16 protein-coding genes are annotated in these 16898 nt (G+C 69.6%); 10 read left to right on the top strand and 6 right to left on the bottom strand.

Features of this window, described 5'->3' with window-relative positions:
* The first annotated feature begins 109 nt into the window (after positions 1 to 109).
* Positions 110 to 1021 (top strand): SDR family oxidoreductase, encoded by a 912-nt coding sequence (locus ACZ6SF_RS16255; protein ID WP_466062891.1) that lies wholly within the window; start codon positions 110 to 112, stop codon positions 1019 to 1021.
* On the opposite strand, the gene soxR is transcribed toward ACZ6SF_RS16255, so the two are convergent.
* A complete protein-coding gene (gene soxR, locus ACZ6SF_RS16250; RefSeq protein ID WP_466062890.1) occupies positions 945 to 1517 on the bottom strand; it encodes a redox-sensitive transcriptional activator SoxR in 573 nt (190 codons plus the stop codon). The two genes, ACZ6SF_RS16255 and soxR, sit on opposite strands and share 77 nt — an antisense overlap.
* A 129-nt stretch (positions 1518 to 1646) precedes the next feature.
* Between soxR and ACZ6SF_RS16245 the strand changes: the two genes are divergently transcribed.
* Together ACZ6SF_RS16245 and ACZ6SF_RS16240 are read left to right on the top strand one after the other, a co-directional pair.
* Complete coding sequence (locus ACZ6SF_RS16245; protein WP_466062889.1) at positions 1647 to 2918, top strand: arginine deiminase; 1272 nt, start codon at positions 1647 to 1649, stop codon at positions 2916 to 2918.
* Positions 2919 to 2947: 29 nt separating this feature from the next.
* The gene (locus tag ACZ6SF_RS16240; RefSeq protein ID WP_466062888.1) at positions 2948 to 3307 is read left to right on the top strand and encodes a GntR family transcriptional regulator; all 360 of its coding nucleotides are present in this window, start codon (positions 2948 to 2950) and stop codon (positions 3305 to 3307) included.
* Positions 3308 to 3317: 10 nt separating this feature from the next.
* On the opposite strand, the gene ACZ6SF_RS16235 is transcribed toward ACZ6SF_RS16240, so the two are convergent.
* Complete coding sequence (locus ACZ6SF_RS16235; RefSeq protein WP_466062887.1) at positions 3318 to 4937, bottom strand: dolichyl-phosphate-mannose--protein mannosyltransferase; 1620 nt, start codon at positions 4935 to 4937, stop codon at positions 3318 to 3320.
* A gap of 332 nt (positions 4938 to 5269) precedes the next feature.
* Here ACZ6SF_RS16235 and rsmI point away from each other — a divergent pair, with 332 nt between their 5' ends.
* Positions 5270 to 6115, top strand: a complete 846-nt coding sequence (gene rsmI / locus ACZ6SF_RS16230) for a 16S rRNA (cytidine(1402)-2'-O)-methyltransferase (RefSeq protein ID WP_466062886.1) — start codon at positions 5270 to 5272, stop codon at positions 6113 to 6115.
* A gap of 33 nt (positions 6116 to 6148) precedes the next feature.
* Here the strand turns inward: rsmI and metG are convergent, their stop codons facing one another.
* Complete coding sequence (gene metG, locus ACZ6SF_RS16225; protein ID WP_466062885.1) at positions 6149 to 7714, bottom strand: methionine--tRNA ligase; 1566 nt, start codon at positions 7712 to 7714, stop codon at positions 6149 to 6151.
* A gap of 79 nt (positions 7715 to 7793) precedes the next feature.
* On the opposite strand from metG, the gene ACZ6SF_RS16220 reads away from it, so the two are divergent.
* From ACZ6SF_RS16220 to rsmA, 3 genes are all read left to right on the top strand, one after another.
* Complete coding sequence (locus ACZ6SF_RS16220; RefSeq protein ID WP_466062884.1) at positions 7794 to 8627, top strand: TatD family hydrolase; 834 nt, start codon at positions 7794 to 7796, stop codon at positions 8625 to 8627.
* 200 nt (positions 8628 to 8827) lie between these two features.
* Positions 8828 to 8965: a hypothetical protein gene (locus ACZ6SF_RS16215; RefSeq protein ID WP_466062883.1), complete on the top strand. Its 138-nt coding sequence runs from the start codon at positions 8828 to 8830 to the stop codon at positions 8963 to 8965.
* A gap of 77 nt (positions 8966 to 9042) precedes the next feature.
* Complete coding sequence (gene rsmA / locus ACZ6SF_RS16210) at positions 9043 to 9909, top strand: 16S rRNA (adenine(1518)-N(6)/adenine(1519)-N(6))-dimethyltransferase RsmA (RefSeq protein WP_466063016.1); 867 nt, start codon at positions 9043 to 9045, stop codon at positions 9907 to 9909.
* On the opposite strand, the gene ACZ6SF_RS16205 is transcribed toward rsmA, so the two are convergent.
* On the bottom strand, positions 9910 to 10113 hold the full coding sequence (locus ACZ6SF_RS16205; RefSeq protein ID WP_466062882.1) for a heavy-metal-associated domain-containing protein: 204 nt from the start codon (positions 10111 to 10113) through the stop codon (positions 9910 to 9912).
* Positions 10114 to 10245: 132 nt separating this feature from the next.
* Between ACZ6SF_RS16205 and ACZ6SF_RS16200 the strand changes: the two genes are divergently transcribed.
* Both ACZ6SF_RS16200 and ACZ6SF_RS16195 read left to right on the top strand, forming a co-directional pair.
* Complete coding sequence (locus tag ACZ6SF_RS16200) at positions 10246 to 11217, top strand: 4-(cytidine 5'-diphospho)-2-C-methyl-D-erythritol kinase (RefSeq protein ID WP_466062881.1); 972 nt, start codon at positions 10246 to 10248, stop codon at positions 11215 to 11217.
* Between the two features lie 131 nt (positions 11218 to 11348).
* Entirely contained in the window at positions 11349 to 13157 is a 1809-nt protein-coding gene (locus ACZ6SF_RS16195; RefSeq protein ID WP_466062880.1) for an ABC-F family ATP-binding cassette domain-containing protein, read from the top strand.
* Between the two features lie 3 nt (positions 13158 to 13160).
* Here the strand turns inward: ACZ6SF_RS16195 and ACZ6SF_RS16190 are convergent, their stop codons facing one another.
* Complete coding sequence (locus ACZ6SF_RS16190) at positions 13161 to 13994, bottom strand: Abi-alpha family protein (protein ID WP_466062879.1); 834 nt, start codon at positions 13992 to 13994, stop codon at positions 13161 to 13163.
* Positions 13985 to 15307 carry a hypothetical protein gene (locus tag ACZ6SF_RS16185; protein ID WP_466062878.1) on the bottom strand — a complete coding sequence of 441 codons (1323 nt, stop codon included), beginning with the start codon at positions 15305 to 15307 and terminating at the stop codon, positions 13985 to 13987. The genes ACZ6SF_RS16190 and ACZ6SF_RS16185 overlap by 10 nt, the downstream gene beginning before the upstream one ends.
* A gap of 228 nt (positions 15308 to 15535) precedes the next feature.
* Here ACZ6SF_RS16185 and ACZ6SF_RS16180 point away from each other — a divergent pair, with 228 nt between their 5' ends.
* Positions 15536 to 16588 (top strand): Abi-alpha family protein, encoded by a 1053-nt coding sequence (locus ACZ6SF_RS16180; protein WP_466062877.1) that lies wholly within the window; start codon positions 15536 to 15538, stop codon positions 16586 to 16588.
* Positions 16589 to 16898: the final 310 nt, after the last annotated feature.

The raw sequence follows: 16898 nt of genomic DNA, 5'->3' as shown, positions 1-16898 counted from the left end.
ACCCGTGTGATCGGTCCGCACGTCGCCGGCCGCCGTTCCGTGGTGCCGCGCCGCCTCCGGATCGGTACGCTGCAGCCGACAGCGCAGTCCGACGATCGGGAGTGTCAGCATGGGGCGGGTCGACCGCAGGAAATCGGTGAAAGACGCGAAAACGCTGATCACGGGCGCTGCCAGCGGGATCGGCAAGGCCACCGCGCTGGCCTGTGCCGCCCGCGGGGCGAGGCTGGTGCTCACCGATATCGATGCCGACGGGCTGGCCGCGACCGTTGCCGAGGTCGAAGGCGGCGGCGGGACCGTACTGCTGGCCAAGGCGCTGGACATCTCCGATCACGACGCCGTCGCCGAATTCGCCGCGGCCGTGCACGAGGGCTTCGGCAGCCTCGATGTGGTGATGAACGTGGCGGGGACGTCGATCTGGGGCACGGTCGACAGCCTGGAGATCCGGCATTGGCGCCGGATGGTCGATATCAACCTGATGGGCCCGATCAACGTCATCGAGCGTTTCGTCCCGCCGATGGTGCGCGCGGGCCGGCCCGGCGCCCTGGTGAACGTCTCGTCCGCGGCCGGACTGCTGGCGCTGCCGTGGCACGCGGCCTACAGCGCGAGCAAGTACGGTCTGCGTGGACTGTCGGAGGTGCTGCGGTTCGAGCTGGCCGAACACGGGATCTCGGTGCATGTGGTGACGCCGGGCGCGGTGGCGACACCGCTGGTACGCACCTTCGATCTGGTCGGGGTCGACAAGGAGCATCCGCGGGTGCAGAAGGTGACCTCACTGTTCACCCGGCACGCGGTGGCGCCGGAGAAGGTCGCCGCCGCGATCCTGAAGGGGATCGAGCGCAACCGGTTCCTGGTGTACAGCTCCTTCGATATCCGGTTCGGCTACTGGTGGAAGCGGAAATTCGCGTTCCCCTACGAACTGCTCATGCGGCAGGCCAACCACCAGTTCAGCACGCTGAAGCAGTCGGTGAATCAGGATCGGGTGCGCACAGCCGCGGATCCGGAGTCGCCGGAGTCGCCGTGAGCGGATCGCAGGCGTCGGGCAGGCCGGGGTCCGGGCAGTTCAGGTGAACATCGAGGACGCGGGCGCCGGGGCCCTCGGCGCCGAGCCGGTCGTACTCGTTGACGAGTTTGCAGCTACCGAGTGACAGGCATCCGCAGCCGATACAGCCGGTGAGGTTGTCGCGCAGCCGGACCAGCTGGGTTATCCGCTCGTCGAGGTCGACCCGCCAGGCCGTGGACAGTGTCTCCCAATCGTGGCGGGTGGGCGTGCGACCTTCCGGCAAACGGTCCAGGGCGGCGCGGATATCGCTGAGTGGGATCCCGACTCGCTGGGAGATCCGGATGAACGCCACCCGGCGCAGCGTCTCACGCGTGTAGCGACGCTGGTTTCCGCTGGTCCGGCGGCTGGAGATGAGGCCTTCGCGTTCGTAGAAATGCAACGCGGACACGGCGACTCCGCTACGCTCGGAAAGCTGGCCGGGCGTCAGTTCCTTCGTGGTCCAATCCGGTGTCGGCATCGATACTCCTCCTTCATCCTGAACCATACTTCAGGTTGCCGGGAGTGTGTGCGGAATCGGGGCAACTGCCCCGCGAACATCTCGCGGCGCCGCCGTGCCCGCCGCGCGTGCGCGCACTAATCTCGGGTCATGGGATCTGATGTCGCTCCCGATCCGGTCGCCGCCGCCCGAACTCGGAACGAGAACCAGACGGGCCCCGCCTACGGGGTCACGAGCGAAGTCGGCCGGCTGGGCGCGGTTCTGCTGCACCGCCCCGGCGACGAACTGCGCCGGCTGACCCCGCGCAACAACGATCAGTTGCTGTTCGACGGCATCCCCTGGGTGGAGCGGGCCCAGCAGGAACACGACCTCTTCGCGGGCGTGCTGCGCGCGCACGGGGTCGAGGTGGTGCTGCTCGCCGATGTGCTCACCGAAACCCTCGCGGTCAGCGGCGCGGCTCGTATCCAGGGTATTTCGGCCGCGGTGCACACCCGCCGGCTCGGGCACGGCCTCGCCGGCGATCTCGCCGCTCATCTGCGCGGAATACCGGCGCCCGAACTCGCCCGGATCCTGATGGCGGGTATGACCTTCGACGAACTGCCGTTCGCCGCCGACAACACCTCCCTGGTCCGGCGGATGCACCACGGCGGCGATTTCGTGATCGACCCGCTGCCCAATCTGCTGTTCACCCGCGACTCCTCGTTCTGGATCGGCCCGAAGGTGGCCATCACCGCACTGGCGCTGCCGGCCCGGGCCCGGGAGACCTCGCTCACCGATCTGATCTACGCCTTCCATCCGCGCTTCCTCGGGGTGCGGCGGGCCTACGAATCGCATACCGCCCCGATCGAGGGCGGCGATGTACTGCTGCTGGCCCCCGGAGTGGTGGCGGTGGGAGTCGGCGAGCGCACCTCACCGGCGGGCGCGGAGGCCCTGGCGCGCAGCCTGTTCGACGACCGGCTGGCCCAGACCGTGCTGGTGGTGCCGATCGCGCAGAACCGCGCCACCATGCATCTGGACACCGTCTGCACCATGGTCGATACCGACGCGGTGGTGATGTACCCCGGTGTGCGCGAAAGCCTCACCGCCTACACGCTGCGACGCGACGACGATTCCGGCGGTTGTGTGGTGACCGGGCCCGAACCCTTCCTGCCCGCCGCCGCGGCGGCCATGGGGATCGGGAAACTGAGGGTGATCGACACCGGGCTGGACGGGGTCACCGCGGAGCGCGAACAGTGGGACGACGGCAACAACACCCTCGCCCTGAGCCCCGGGGTGGTGGTGGCCTACGAGCGCAACGAGATGACCAACGCCCGGCTGGAGGATTCCGGTATCGAGGTGCTGCGCATCCCCGGTTCGGAGCTGGGGTCGGGGCGCGGCGGGCCACGCTGCCTGTCCTGCCCGCTTGCGCGTGATCCGCTATGAAACCCCGCCGGATGCGGTAAGAACGAGCCATGTTCGAGATCACGGTGTCGCACGATTCGGGCGTCCCACCCTACGAACAACTACGGCTCGCGGTGATCGCCCGGGTCCGGGCCGGTGAGCTGGCCGCGGGTACCAAGATCCCGACGGTGCGCGCGCTGGCGACCCAGCTCGGCCTGGCCCCCAATACGGTCGCCCGCGCCTACCGGGAACTGGAACAGGACGGAGTGCTGGAAACCCGCGGCCGCCTGGGCTCGTTCATCGCCTCCTCCGGCGACCCCACCGCCGACGCCGCCGGCCGCGCCGCCTCCGAATACGTCGCCATCATCCGCCGCCTGGGCCTCGACGCCGCCGCCGCACTCCGCTACGTCGAAGCCGCCCTCGCCACCTGACGGTTCCCCGTCACCTCCAGCTGGGGAGCCAGAGGTGGTCCTGCCAGTTGCCGGTGGTGATGGGGAGTCCGGTCAGGATCGGCCACAGCCAGATGAAGTTCGCGATGACCAGCGCCGTGTACAGGCAGACCGCCAGCAGGCCCAGACTGTGCCGTTCGCTCGGTTCCGTCGGCGGCGGCGCCCCGCCCGTCCATCGGGTCGCGGGCCGCCGGACCGTGCCGAGCACATCACCGAGCACCAGCGCCACCGCCATCACCAGGAACGGCGCCAGCGTAACCGCGTAGAAGTAGTACATCTGCCGGTCCAGGGTCAGGAACCAGGGCAGCAGCGCCGCGCCGTAGCCGGTGAGCACCGCCGCGTACCGCCAGTCCTTGCGGACGATCCAGCGCCACAGACCCCAGGCCAGGACCGGTAGCGCGATCCACCACAGCGCGGGGGTGCCGATGAGCATCACGGCCTTCACACATTCGGTCTGGCCGCAACCGGTGACGCCGTCGTCGGCGTAGTAGTAGAGCATCGGGCGCAGGCCCATCGGCCAGGTCCAGGGTTTGGATTCCCACGGATGATGGTTACCGGCCGAGTTGGTGAGCTCGGAGTGGAACGTCAGGGTGCGGGAGTGGAAGTACCACAGCGAGCGCATCGCGTCGGGCGCCACATGGGACCAGAAGCCGCCCGTCCCGATCCCGTCCTCGGGGGCCGAGGGATTCCCGGCCATGAAGCGGTAGACCGCGGTCTCCTCCCGGAACCACGCGGCGTAGCTCGCGAGATAGACGCCCAGCGGGATCACCACCAGCGCGTACAGCGCGGGTCCGATATCGCGGATCGCGGTGCCGTACACCGGTCGCCGCACGCCGTAGGCGCGGCGCGCGGACAGGTCGAAGAGCACGCTCATCAGCCCGAACGCGGCGATGAAGTACAGCCCCGACCATTTGGTGCCGCAGGCCAGGCCCAGCAGCACCCCGGCCCCGAAACGCCACCAGCGCACTCCCAGCCGTGGGCCCCACGGCGTTTCGCCGATCCGGCCTTCGGCGTCGGCCCGGGCGAACCGGGCCCGCACCTCGTCCCGGTCCACGATCAGGCAGCCGAACGCGGCGGTGACGAAGAAGGTGATGAAGATGTCCAGCATCCCGATCCGCGACGAGACGAATGTCGCCCCGTCGGCGATCAGCAGAATCCCGGCCAGCGCGCCGAGCAGGGTGGAACGGGTCATCCGCCGCACGATCCGGATCACCAGCAGTACCAGCACCGTGCCCACCAGGGCCGCGGTGAACCGCCAGCCCCAGCCGTTGTACCCGAACAGCGCCTCGCCGAGCGCGATCATCTGCTTGCCGACCGGCGGATGGACCACCAGCCCGTACCCCGGATTGTCCTCGATGCCGCCGGTGAGGAACTGCCACCCCTGTGGGGCGTAGTGCTTCTCGTCGAACACCGGGGTGCCGGCATCGGTCGGATAGTTGAGCATGGTGAACCGCGTAATGGCCGCGATCACCGTCAAGAAGAGGCTGACCACCCATCCGCGGGCGGTATCGAGGGGACCGAAATCGGGGGCGGGCCGCAGCGGAGCCGGACTCGACCAGCTATTCGGCGGCCGCCGGGGCCCGCTGGGGCGCAGTTCGGTCAGCTGGGTCACGCTGAGAGTTTATGGGCTGTGTCTTTTGGCGACGCCTTCGGCGTCGCGGGGTCGAGGCCCCCGGGGGTCCCGCCGTTCAGGCCTCGAGACTCGAGCCTTCGGCTCATGCGCTTCGAGGCCTGAACGGCGGGACGGGCCTCGACCTCGGGGGGCCTCGCTGAACTCGGCGCCGGGAGGAGTGAGGCCGGGGGCGTCGGTATCGGTGGGTGGCGGGGAGCGCGTGGGGGTTCGGACGGCGGGGGCGGTGGAGGACCTCGTGGGTGTGGGGTGGGGGCACGGCTAGGCTGCCGACATCGACAGGTTCGGACCGGCCGGGCCGGGACGGGAGTGTGGTGACCGACGGTGGGCTGATCTTGGCGGCGACACCGCTGGGCGATATCGGGGACGCGTCGCCGCGGTTGCGGGAGGCGCTCGGCAGCGCGGATATCGTCGCTGCGGAGGACACCCGCCGCACCCGGTCGCTGGCGACGGCGCTGGGGGTGGAGATCCGGGGGCGGGTGGTGAGTTTCTACGACCATGTCGAGACCGCCCGGGTGCCGGCCCTGCTGTCCGAGATCGGCGACGGGCGGACCGTCCTGCTGGTGACCGATGCGGGGATGCCGTCGGTGAGTGATCCGGGGTACCGGCTGGTGGCGGCGTGCGCGGAACAGGGTCTGCCGGTGACCTGCCTGCCGGGGCCGTCGGCGGTGACGACGGCGCTGGCCTTGTCGGCGCTGCCGGTGGACCGGTTCTGTTTCGACGGGTTCGCGCCCCGCAAACCGGGGCGTCGCAAGGAGTGGCTGGCCGCGCTGGTCACCGAGCAGCGGGCGTGTGTGTTCTTCGAGGCGCCGCACCGGCTGGCGGACTGCCTGGCCGATGCGGTGGAGGTGCTGGGCGGACAGCGGCGGGCGGCGGTGTGCCGGGAGCTCACCAAGACCTATGAGGAGGTCGTGCGGGGCAGTCTCGCCGAGCTCGCGGAATGGGCCGTCGACGGCGCCCGCGGCGAGATCACGGTGGTGCTGGAGGGTGCTGCGCCGACGGTGGCGGATCCGGAGGATCTGGTGGCGCAGGTGGAGGAGCGGGCCGCGGCCGGGTTGCGGCTCAAGGACGCCAGCGCGGAAATCGCCGAGATGGCCGGCGTCTCGCGGCGCGAACTCTACGACGCCGTGCTGGCGGCCCGGCGCGCGACGCTGGACTGATACCCGGCCGCGCGCAGCGGCCGGGTATCGGAATCACTCGTCGGCTTTGGGCTCCACATAGCGGGGGAACACCGGTTCCGGCGCGGGCAGTGCGACGCCGGGCACCAGCGGGGTGGCGATATCGGCGAATTCGCGGCCCTGCTGGGCGAGCAGATCCAGGATCTTCGCCGCCGACCCCGGGATCACCGGCTGGGTCAGGATGGCCACGATCCGGACCACCTCGAGGGTCACATACAGCACCGTCGCCATCCGGGCGAGATCCTCTTCGGTGCCGGATTTGCGCAGGGCCCAGGGGGCCTGGGCGCTGAAATACCGGTTGGTCTCGCCCAGGGTCAGCCAGATCTGCTCGAGTGCCAGATGCATCAGCTGCACATCGAACTCGGCCCGGCAGCGTTCCAGCAGCCCGTTCGCGCGGTCGAGCAGGGCACGGTCGGAGTCGGTGAACTCACCCGGCGTGGGCACGGCGGCGCCGCAGTTCTTGGCGACCATGGTGAGGCTGCGCTGGACCAGGTTGCCGTACTCGTTGGCCAGGTCGGCGTTGATGCGGGAGACGATCGCCTCGTGGCTGTAGCTGCCGTCCTGGCCGTAGGAGATCTCGCGCAGCAGGAAGAAGCGCACCGCGTCGAGGCCGTAGGTGTCGACGAGGGTGAGCGGGTCGACGACGTTGCCGACCGATTTCGACATCTTCTCGCCCTTGTTGTACAGGAACCCGTGGACGAAAACCCGTTTCGGCAGTTCGATACCGGCCGACATGAGGAACGCGGGCCAGTAGACCGTGTGGAAGCGGGTGATGTCCTTGCCGATGATGTGCACATCGGCGGGCCAGTACTTCTGGAAGGCGGCGGAATCGGTATCGGGGAACCCGACACCGGTGAGGTAGTTGGTGAGCGCGTCCACCCAGACGTACATGACGTGATCGGGGTGGCCGGGGACCGGGACACCCCAGTCGAAGGTGGTCCGCGAGATCGACAGATCCTGCAGTCCGGCCTTGACGTAGCTCACGATCTCGTTGCGCCGGGTCGCGGGGGCGATGAATTCCGGGTGCTCGTCGTAGAGGGCGAGCAGTTTGTCCTGGTAGGCCGAGAGCCGGAAGAAGAAGTTGGATTCCTCGGTCCAGGTGACCGGGGTCTTGGACTCGGTGGAGATACGGCTGCCGTCGTCGAGCAGCGTGGTCTCCTCCTCGGTGTAGAACGCCTCGTCGCGCACCGAGTACCAGCCGGAGTAGTTACCCAGATAGATATCGCCGTTGTCGAGCATCCGCTGCCAGATGGCCAAGCTGGCGATCTGGTGGTCGGCGTCGGTGGTGCGGATGAAGCGGTCGAAGGAGACGTCGAGGGTTTTGTCCATCCGCTCGAACACATCGGAGTTGCGGGCGGCCAGTTCCTCCACCGGGATGTTCTCGGCGGCGGCGGTCTGCTGCATCTTCTGACCGTGTTCGTCGGTTCCGGTCATGAAGAACACGTCGTACCCGTCGAGCCGCTTGAACCGGGCCAGCGCGTCCGAGGAGATGTACTCGTAGGCGTGCCCGATATGCGGCGCACCGTTCGGGTACGCGATGGCCGTGGTGAGGTAGAAGGCGGGGCGATCGACTGCGCTCATGGTATGTCGATTCCATCATGAGGACCGCAGCGCGGCCGCCGCGGGGCGGGTCCGGGAACGGGTCTCTACTGTGGTGCGCGTGACTGCGAAACGTCCGGCGCCCCCGCTGCCCGAACCGCTGCCCCCGCTGGTCGACGCGCATACCCATCTCGACGCCTGCGGTGCCACCGACGCGGCCTCGGTGGCGGAGATGGTCGACCGGGCGGCCACCGCCGGGGTCGGCCGGGTGGTCACCGTCGCCGACGATCTGGACGCCGCCCGCTGGGCGGTCCGGGCGGCCGGCTGGGACGAGCGGGTGTACGCGGCGGTCGCGCTGCATCCCACCCGGGCGAACGCGCTCGACGACGCCGCGCGGACCGAACTGGAGAAATTGGCGGCGGATCCCCGCGTGGTGGCGGTCGGGGAGACCGGACTGGACTACTACTGGCCCGGCAAACTCGAGGGGTGCGCGGATATCGACACCCAGATCGAGGGTTTCCGCTGGCATATCGACCTGGCCAAACGGATCGGCAAACCGCTGATGATCCACAACCGGGAGGCCGATCACGATCTGCTGACCGTGCTGCTGGACGAGGGCGCGCCGGAGACGGTGATCTTCCACTGCTTCTCCTCGGACGTGAATATGGCGCTGTCGTGTGTGGCCGAGGGGTACGTGCTGAGCTTCTCGGGGACGGCCAGCTTCAAGAACGCGCACGAGTTGCGGGAGGCGGTGAAGGTGGTGCCCGACGATCTGCTGCTGGTCGAGACCGATGCCCCGTACCTCACGCCGCATCCGTACCGGGGCGCGCCGAACGAGCCGTATTGCCTGCCCTACACGGTGCGGGCGGTCGCCGGACTCCGCGGGCAGGACCCGGCGGAACTGGCCGAGATCAGCACGGCCAACGCGCAGCGCGTGTACCGGCTCGCGGGCTGAGCCACCGGACCCGCAAACGAAGTGATTTGAATCACAGTTTTCCGGGCCGCATCGCGTCTAGCTGGGGCACCGCGCGGGTTCGGGCCGCGCGGGCGATGAGCCGGCCGGTTCCGGTTGTCGCCGGCCACGACCTTCGTTATCGTCCCGTTACCGTGTCACCCTTTACGAGGATCAACTCCTCACGTTCGCCCCTGCTGTACATGGTTATCGCCGCTGTACTGCTCACTCTGATCGTCGGCGCCGGCGCGGCCATCGCCACGCACGACTCCGCGGGAGACCGGACCCGTTCGGCTCCGGCCGCGGCGGTATCCGTCGTGGATCTGCCGCAGGCCGCCTGAATCTTCATCCGCCGGGCCCCTGCCCGGCCGTCGGCGTCCGGCCGGGTTGGTAGGTTTTCCCGGTGTCGGATGCCGAGATGATGGCGCGTGGCCAGGCTGCTCTGCTGGGGCCCGCGCAGGTGCGCGAACTGGCCGAGCGGCTCGGGGTGCGCCCCACCAAACAGCTCGGCCAGAACTTCGTCCACGACGCCAATACCGTCCGGCGGATCGTGACCGCCGCCGGGGTCGGGCGAACGGATACCGTGCTCGAGGTGGGGCCGGGGCTCGGCTCACTCACCCTCGCCCTGCTGGATGTGGTGGACACGGTGGTGGCGGTCGAGATCGATCCCGTACTGGCCGGGCAGTTGCCCGCCACGGTTCGAGAGCGGGCCGGGGCGCTGGCCGACCGGCTGACCGTGGTGCCGGGTGACGCGCTGCGGGTGCGCGCCGACGCGCTGCCCACCGCGCCGACCGCCCTGGTGGCGAATCTTCCCTACAACGTCGCGGTCCCGGTGCTGCTGCACCTGCTCGCCGAATTCCCCGCGCTGTCGACCGCGCTGGTGATGGTGCAGGCCGAGGTCGCCGACCGGCTCGCGGCCCGGCCCGGTAGCCGGGTGTACGGGGTGCCGAGTGTGAAGGCGGGCTTCTACGGCACGGTGGCCAAGGCCGGGTCGGTGGGGCGGCAGGTGTTCTGGCCGGTGCCGCAGGTGGAATCCGGGCTCGTGCGGGTGGATCGGTTCGCCGAACCGCCGTGGCCGGTCGACGAGCGGCATCGTGCCCGTGTCTTCGAGGTCATCGATATGGCCTTCGCGCAGCGTCGCAAGACATTGCGCGCGGCGCTGGCGGGCTGGGCGGGTGGCCCCGCGGAGGCCGAGCGGCGGCTGGTCGCCGCCGGAATCGCTCCGGCCGCCCGCGGGGAGACCCTGGATACCGCGGCGTTCGTCCGGCTCGCCGCGCAGTCCTGATCAGCCGGCGATCTCGTACCCCGCCTCGTCCACGGCGGCCGCGACCGCGGCATCGGATACCTCGCCCGCGACCACGACCCGGCCCGATTCGAGGTCGACATCGACACTCGTGACGCCGTCGATCTTGCCGATCTCGGATTTCACCGACTGCACGCAGTGGCCGCAGGTCATGCCGGTGACGGTGTAGGTGCTGGTGGTGGGCATTGGCGTCTCCTTCGTGCGGGTCCCTCGTGGGACGGTACGGCCAATATACCCCCTGGGGGTACCAATCGGCAACGGTGGGATGCCCGGCCATCGGCTGCCCTCGGACCGGGACAGCCGTTAGGCTGGGTCACCGTGCTGTCCGTTGTGCCCAGTCCCGTCACCGTACGGGCGCCCTCGAAGGTCAACCTCCATCTGGGAGTGGGTGACCTGCGCGCAGACGGCTACCACGAGCTCACCACCGTGTTCCAGGCGCTCTCGCTCGCCGACGACCTGGAGATCGCGCCCGCCAACTCGCTCACCCTGCGGGTCACCGGCGAAGGCGCCGCGGAGGTCCCCACCGACCGCACCAACCTCGCCTGGAAGGCCGCGGTCCGGATGGCCCAGCTCGCCGGCCGGTCCCCACTGGTGGAAATCACCATCGACAAGGGTATTCCGGTGGCCGGCGGGATGGCGGGGGGCAGCGCCGACGCGGCGGCCACCCTGGTCGGGCTGAACGAACTGTGGGAGATGGGCCTGCACCGCGACGAACTCGCCGCGGTGGCCGCCGAACTCGGCAGCGACGTCCCCTTCGCCCTGCACGGCGGCACCGCGCTCGGCACCGGTCGCGGCGAACGGCTGCTCCCGGTGCTGTCCCGCAACGCCTTCCACTGGGTGCTCGCCCTGGCCAAGGGCGGTCTCTCGACCCCCGAGGTGTTCACCGAACTCGACCGGCTGCGGGTCCAGGGCACCCCGCCGCGGCTCGGCGAACCCCAGGAACTCATGCAGGCCTTGGCCTCCGGTGACGCGAAACAGCTCGCGCCGCTGCTGGGCAACGATCTCCAGGCCGCCGCGGTCTCCCTGCGCCCCGAATTGCGCCGTACGCTGCGCGCGGGAGTCGAGGTCGGCGCCTTGGCCGGGCTGGTGTCGGGTTCCGGCCCGACCTGCGCCTTCCTCTGCGATTCGGCCGAATCGGCGGTCGCGGTGGCCGCGGAGCTGTCGGGCGCCGGGGTGGCGCGCAGCGTCCGCACGGCCACCGGGCCGGTACCGGGCGCCCGGGTGACCAACCAGGAGGAACCGCCCCACCCGATCCCGGAACCGCCCGCGCCCGGACCCCGGCGCGCCTGAGCGGTGTCCGGCCCGGCCGGTCCGTGGCGCCGGCGCCGCTGCCGATGGCGCGATCCGGTCTCGACCGGCGGCTCGATAGGCTGAGCCGAGCCGCCGTGCGCGCGGTGGGAGAGCCGGAGGCGGAAGGATCCATGTCCAACCTGATCAACCTCGAACAGGTCAGCAAGAGTTTCGGGATCAAGCCCCTGCTCGACGGGGTATCGCTGGGCGTCCACGCGGGTGACCGGATCGGGGTGGTGGGCCTCAACGGCGGCGGAAAGACCACGCTGCTGGAGGTGCTGACCGGTATCGAGGAGCCCGACGCGGGCCGGGTCAGCCGGCTCGGCGGGCTGCGGCTGGCCGTGGTGACCCAGCGCGGGGTGCTCCCCGAGGACGCGACCGTCGGCGAGGTGGTGCTGGCCGGCCTGGCCGAGGACGCGCCCACCGGCGATATCGCCGAGCACGAATGGGCCGCCAACCCGCGGATCCGGTCGATCCTCGACGGTATCGGTATCGCGGACCTGGGCCTGGACACCAAGGTGACCAATCTGTCCGGCGGGGAGCGCCGGCGGGTGGCACTGGCCGCCGCGCTGGTGCGCGAACTGGATCTGCTGGTGCTGGACGAACCGACGAACCATCTCGACGTCGAAGGTGTGCAGTGGCTGGCCGAACATCTGCTGGCCCGGCGCAGCGCGCTGGTGGTGGTGACCCACGACCGCTGGTTCCTGGATACCGTCGCCACCAGTACCTGGGAAGTGGTCGGCGGCCGGGTGGAGACCTACGAGGGCGGTTACGGCGACTGGGTGTTCGCCCGCGCCGAACGCGCCCGGCAGGCCGATGCCACCGAGGCCCGGCGCAAGAACCTGGCCCGAAAAGAGCTGGCCTGGCTGCGCCGGGGTCCGCAGGCCCGCACCTCCAAACCGCGCTACCGCGTCGAGGCGGCCGAGGCGTTGATCGCCGATGTGCCGCCGCCGCGCGACAGCGTCTCGCTGGCCGCGTTCGCGAAGAAACGGCTGGGCCGGGTGGTGGTCGAACTCGAGGACGCCACCCTGACCACGCCCGACGGCCGCGAACTGGTGCAGGATCTGACCTGGCGCCTGGCGCCCGGGGAGCGGGTCGGTCTGGTGGGCGTGAACGGTTCCGGGAAGACCACGCTGCTGCGCGCGCTCGCCGGTGACGAAGAACCCGTGGCCGGTCGCCGGATCCAGGGCCAGACCGTACGGATCGGCTGGTTGCGGCAGGAACTCGACGATCTGCCCACCGATATGCGGGTGCTGGAGGCGGTACAGCAGATCGCCATGCGCATCACCCTCGGCGAGGGCAGCAAGGCGCTGGAACTCTCGGCCGGGCAGCTCGCCGAACGGCTGGGGTTCAACCCGGCCCGGCAGCGCACCCCGGTCCGGGATCTCTCCGGCGGTGAACGCCGCCGGTTGCAGCTGACGCGGATCCTGATGTCGGAGCCGAACGTGCTGCTGCTCGACGAGCCGACCAACGATCTCGATATCGACACCCTGCAGCAGCTCGAGGATCTGCTGGACAACTGGGCGGGCACGCTCGTGGTGATCAGCCACGACCGCTACCTCATCGAACGGATCTGCGATACCACCTGGGCGCTGTTCGGCGACGGCAAGCTGACGAACCTGCCCGGCGGCATCACGCAGTACCTCGGCCGCCGGGCCGAACTCGCGGCGGGCACGCCCGCGGCGCGTCCGGCCGAGGGTTCCGGGACGGCGGCGGCGCAGACCGATTCCGCGGCCTACCGCGCGGCCCGTAAGGAACTGACCCGCCTGGAACGCGCCATCGACAAACTGGGTGAGCGCGAGGCGAAGTTGCATACCGCGCTCGCCGCGGCCGCGACCGAACCCGACAAACTGGTGGGCCTGGGCGCCGAGCTGAAGGATGTGCAAGCGCAGAAGGAGACGGCCGAGGAGCGGTGGATGGAGCTGGCCGAACAGGTCTGACGGTCAGCGGGTGCCCGCGGCCGGTCCGTCCTCGCCCGCGATCGGCAGGCTGGCCTGCACGAACTCGCTGCCGAACGCGGTGAGCGCGATACCGCGGTGCTGGAGCCGGCCCCGCCCGCCGGCCTGTTTCAGCAGGTCGGCGACAGCGCTCTGGGCCTCGAGCAGCTGATAGCGCTCGGGGGTGCCCACCGAATCGCGCATCAGCTCGATCAGCCCGATACGGCGGAGGTTGGCGAGATAGCGGTGTACCCGGTCGGGGTGGCGCAGCCCGGCGTTCTCGCCGATCATGCTGACCCCGAGGTCGGCGGGTACGGTGCGGGGCTCGGCGTTACGTGTGCCCCGCCACGACGACCGGCCGCCCCGGACGGTCACCGCCGGTTGCGGCCCCTGCACCCGCAGCAGGCGCAGGATGCGGGCCTCGTCGGAGGTGAGCTCGGCGAGGATCCGGGCGAACGCCGGATGGCCCTCGTCGGGGTCCTGGGGGCTGGCTGCCAGCCGCAGCAGCGCGGCGCCCTGTTCGCGCAGCGACCGCTCGCTGCGGGATTCGTCCGGCCCGGATTCGGCGGCGGGGACCCCGAGCGCCTCGCGCAGGGCTTCGCGGACCTGCCGCGCGGCCTCGGTGCGGATCTCGGCCGGGGGCAGCCCGGCCATACTGCCCCGGACCACCGTTTCGGTGACGTCGAGCGCGGTGTGCACGCCCCATCGGGCGGTACCGGAGACGGCGGATACCGCGACCCGCGCCACGCCACCCACCGCGCGTGCCGCGGCGGCCGGTCCGCCGGGCCCGTACGGTCTGCTCGATGTGCCGGTCTCTTCCGGCTCCCGATTCACAGCCATGTCGTCGCCACCCCCGTTCCGAAGACCAGGATATGCGCGTAGCCGGCGAACAGGCCGAGCACGCCGCCGTGCACGAACAGCAGCCACTCGTCCTGTTTGATCGCGGCCCGCAGCATATCGACGAAATCGTCGGGCGAGAGCTCCGACATCTGTTTGGCGATATAGGCGCTGATCTGCTTGCCCTGCCGCTGATTGAAATCCTCGTCGGCGAAGGCGAGCGGCGCGATGGCCATCGCCTCCGAGGTCAGGGTCTGGGTGAGGGACTGGTATTCGCGGCTGCCGAGAACCAGTTTCACCGCGCCGCGGGCCGGGCCCAGCGCGCGGTCGGCGGCGGGACGCAGGGTGTCTTCGAGCATCTGCAGCGTGCGGTCGGATTTCGGGCCGTTCAGCAGTTCGTCACCGATATTGGCCACGGTCATCACCTGGGTCGAGACCAGTTCGGCATACCCCGCGGTGATTTCGTCCTGCCGTTTGATCAGCAGCCCCTGCCGCCACGGGCACCACCATTTCGGCTCGGCCGGAGCGAAGATCATATTCAGGCCCACCCAGTTGACCACCCAGCCGATGATCACTCCGCCGATGGGCAGCACCGCCAGCGTGGGCCAGCCGGTCAGATGCAGGATTCCCACCAGCACCACACCCATAGGGGCGCCGAAATAGAGGCCGAAATTCTGCATGAATCGCAATTCCTTGGCACCCAGCACCTGGAACAGCTGATTGAGCAGCTGTGGGCGGGCCTGGAAATAGCGGATGACCATCTGTTTGACATCCAGCAGCTGGTCGATGTTCGCGCCGAGTTCCTCGGTGAGTTCCCGCAGGATATCCGGCAGTTGCTGGCGCACCCGCTCGTGCACCATCTCCCGGACCTGGGTGGGGAGGTTGTACCAGAGCTGCGGATGGTCGCGGCGCAGGATGTTCTCGACGATATCGCGGATCTGCGCCTCGGCGGTGCCGGCGAGGTGCTCGGCCAGCGCGTCGGGTTCCAGCTCACGATAGAAATCCGCGACGCTCCCGAGCTTCGAAAGCCCTTTGTCCACCGCGATACTGGCCATCTTGTCGGCCCGCGACGGCACGATGCCCTGCCAGCCGAATCTACCGTCGTGGCTGAGCAGCGGCAGGATCTGGATCCGTTTGGGCAGATACGGGTACAGGTAGCGCAGACCGGGAACCCGGATACCGTGAAAAGCGATCGGCCGGAACAGCATCAGTACGCCGGTCCAGTTGGTGATGTAACCGATAACGCCGGTGAACAGGGGAATTGTGATCAATTCCAGGAGGATCGTCGGGTGCACCCCGAACACACTCTCCAACACGACAGACCCTCCTGCTCCCGGTGATCGCCGCCTCACCGGGACCTCGAAATTAGCACCACTGCCCGGCATCCATCGCGCCGCGACGGTCGTCGGCGTCGTCGGCGCTTCCGGGCGCGGCACATTAGTGTCTCAGACGTACGCCGGATTCACGGTCCGGCGCCGGGCGATCACGGTGAATGGGCAATAATCGGTGAGCGGATTCGTTCATCTGGCGATATCGGAGTAGACGTGGCAGACGACAGGACCGGACAGGAGTTCCCCCGGGCCGGTTCCCGAGCCCTGGACCGGAGCTCGCCGACCGCTTCCGGCCGGAGTTCCGCGCCGGAGACCGGGCGGCGTCCCGCCGGTAACGGCCTGCGCCCCGGCGCCACCGAGGCCGGCCCCCGGCGTACCGCGAGCACCCCCGGTCCCGCCGGGAGCGTCGTGCGCCGGCCGCCGTCGAGTGTCGAACGCAGCGCCGATGTCGAACAGCGCCAGATCAGCAACGAGGCGCGGCTCATCCGCGGGGTGTTCCGGGCCGCCGGGCTGGCGGCCGGCAGCGTGGTCCGCGGCGGCCAGTGGGCGGTGGAGACCTCCTACGAGGTCACCCGGGAGATCACCCAGGCGGCGCTGGACGGGGAGTCCTCCGCCGAGATCGCCGAACGCACCGGCAACGCGCTGCGGTCGATCGCGCGCAGCGCGCTGGGGGTCACCGAGGGCTCGGTGCGCGAGATCGTCAGTTACGTCCCCACCGGGCAGACCCCGGCCCAGCAGACGGTCGCGGTGGGCTCCTATCTGCGTTCGTCCACCGTCGCCGAACTCCGCAAGCGCGGGGACGCGCTGCTCGCCCGCTCCGCCGATGTGTATTTCACCGAAGAGGTGCACCCCGCCTACGACCGGATCCTCGACGAACTGGCCCCCGACGAAGCCCGGGTGCTGCGCTATATGGCGCTCAACGGACCCCAGCCGACGGTCGATGTCCGGACCAACCGCCCGCTGGGCATCGGGTCGGAGCTGATCGCCGGCGGGCTGACCTCGGTTCCGGAGCAGGCCGGGGTGCGGTACATGGACCGCTCCCGCTCCTATCTGATCAATCTGAGCCGTCTCGGGCTCACCGAGAATTCCGACGATCCCGTGGTGCTGAGCCGCTATATGGTCCTCGAGGTCCAGCCCATCGTGGAGGCCGCTCTGAAAAAGGCGGGCCGGGCGCCGAAAATCGTGCGCAAAAGCCTGCGGCTGACCGAGTTCGGCGAGGATTTCTGTCGCACCTGCTTCACCATCGGCACCGGCGACCGGCCCTGATTTCCGGGCCGCCGAAAGGCTGCCGCGACGGCTCTACCAGTGATTTTGTCGTGCTGACCGGGCGGAACCCGGATCCCGTAATACCGCCGTCGCTGTATAGCAATCCGATGCAAACCTGAATAACCTCCCTATTTGTCCATTTCAGGTGGGATGGTGGAGATATGGACCAGGGCGAGGAGCGCAACGATCCCGGGCCGCGCCCGGGGGGATTTCCGCGGCGGCCGGGCCAGAGCAGTGAAACCATGGCCTTCTCCGGCGCCGCGCTCGCCGCCGCGCTGGGAGCCGGACTCGACGTCTCGCTCCCACCGCG

It is taken from the genome of Nocardia sp. NPDC049935 (genome assembly GCF_055586645.1).
This window is presented reverse-complemented; position numbering and strand designations above follow the sequence as displayed.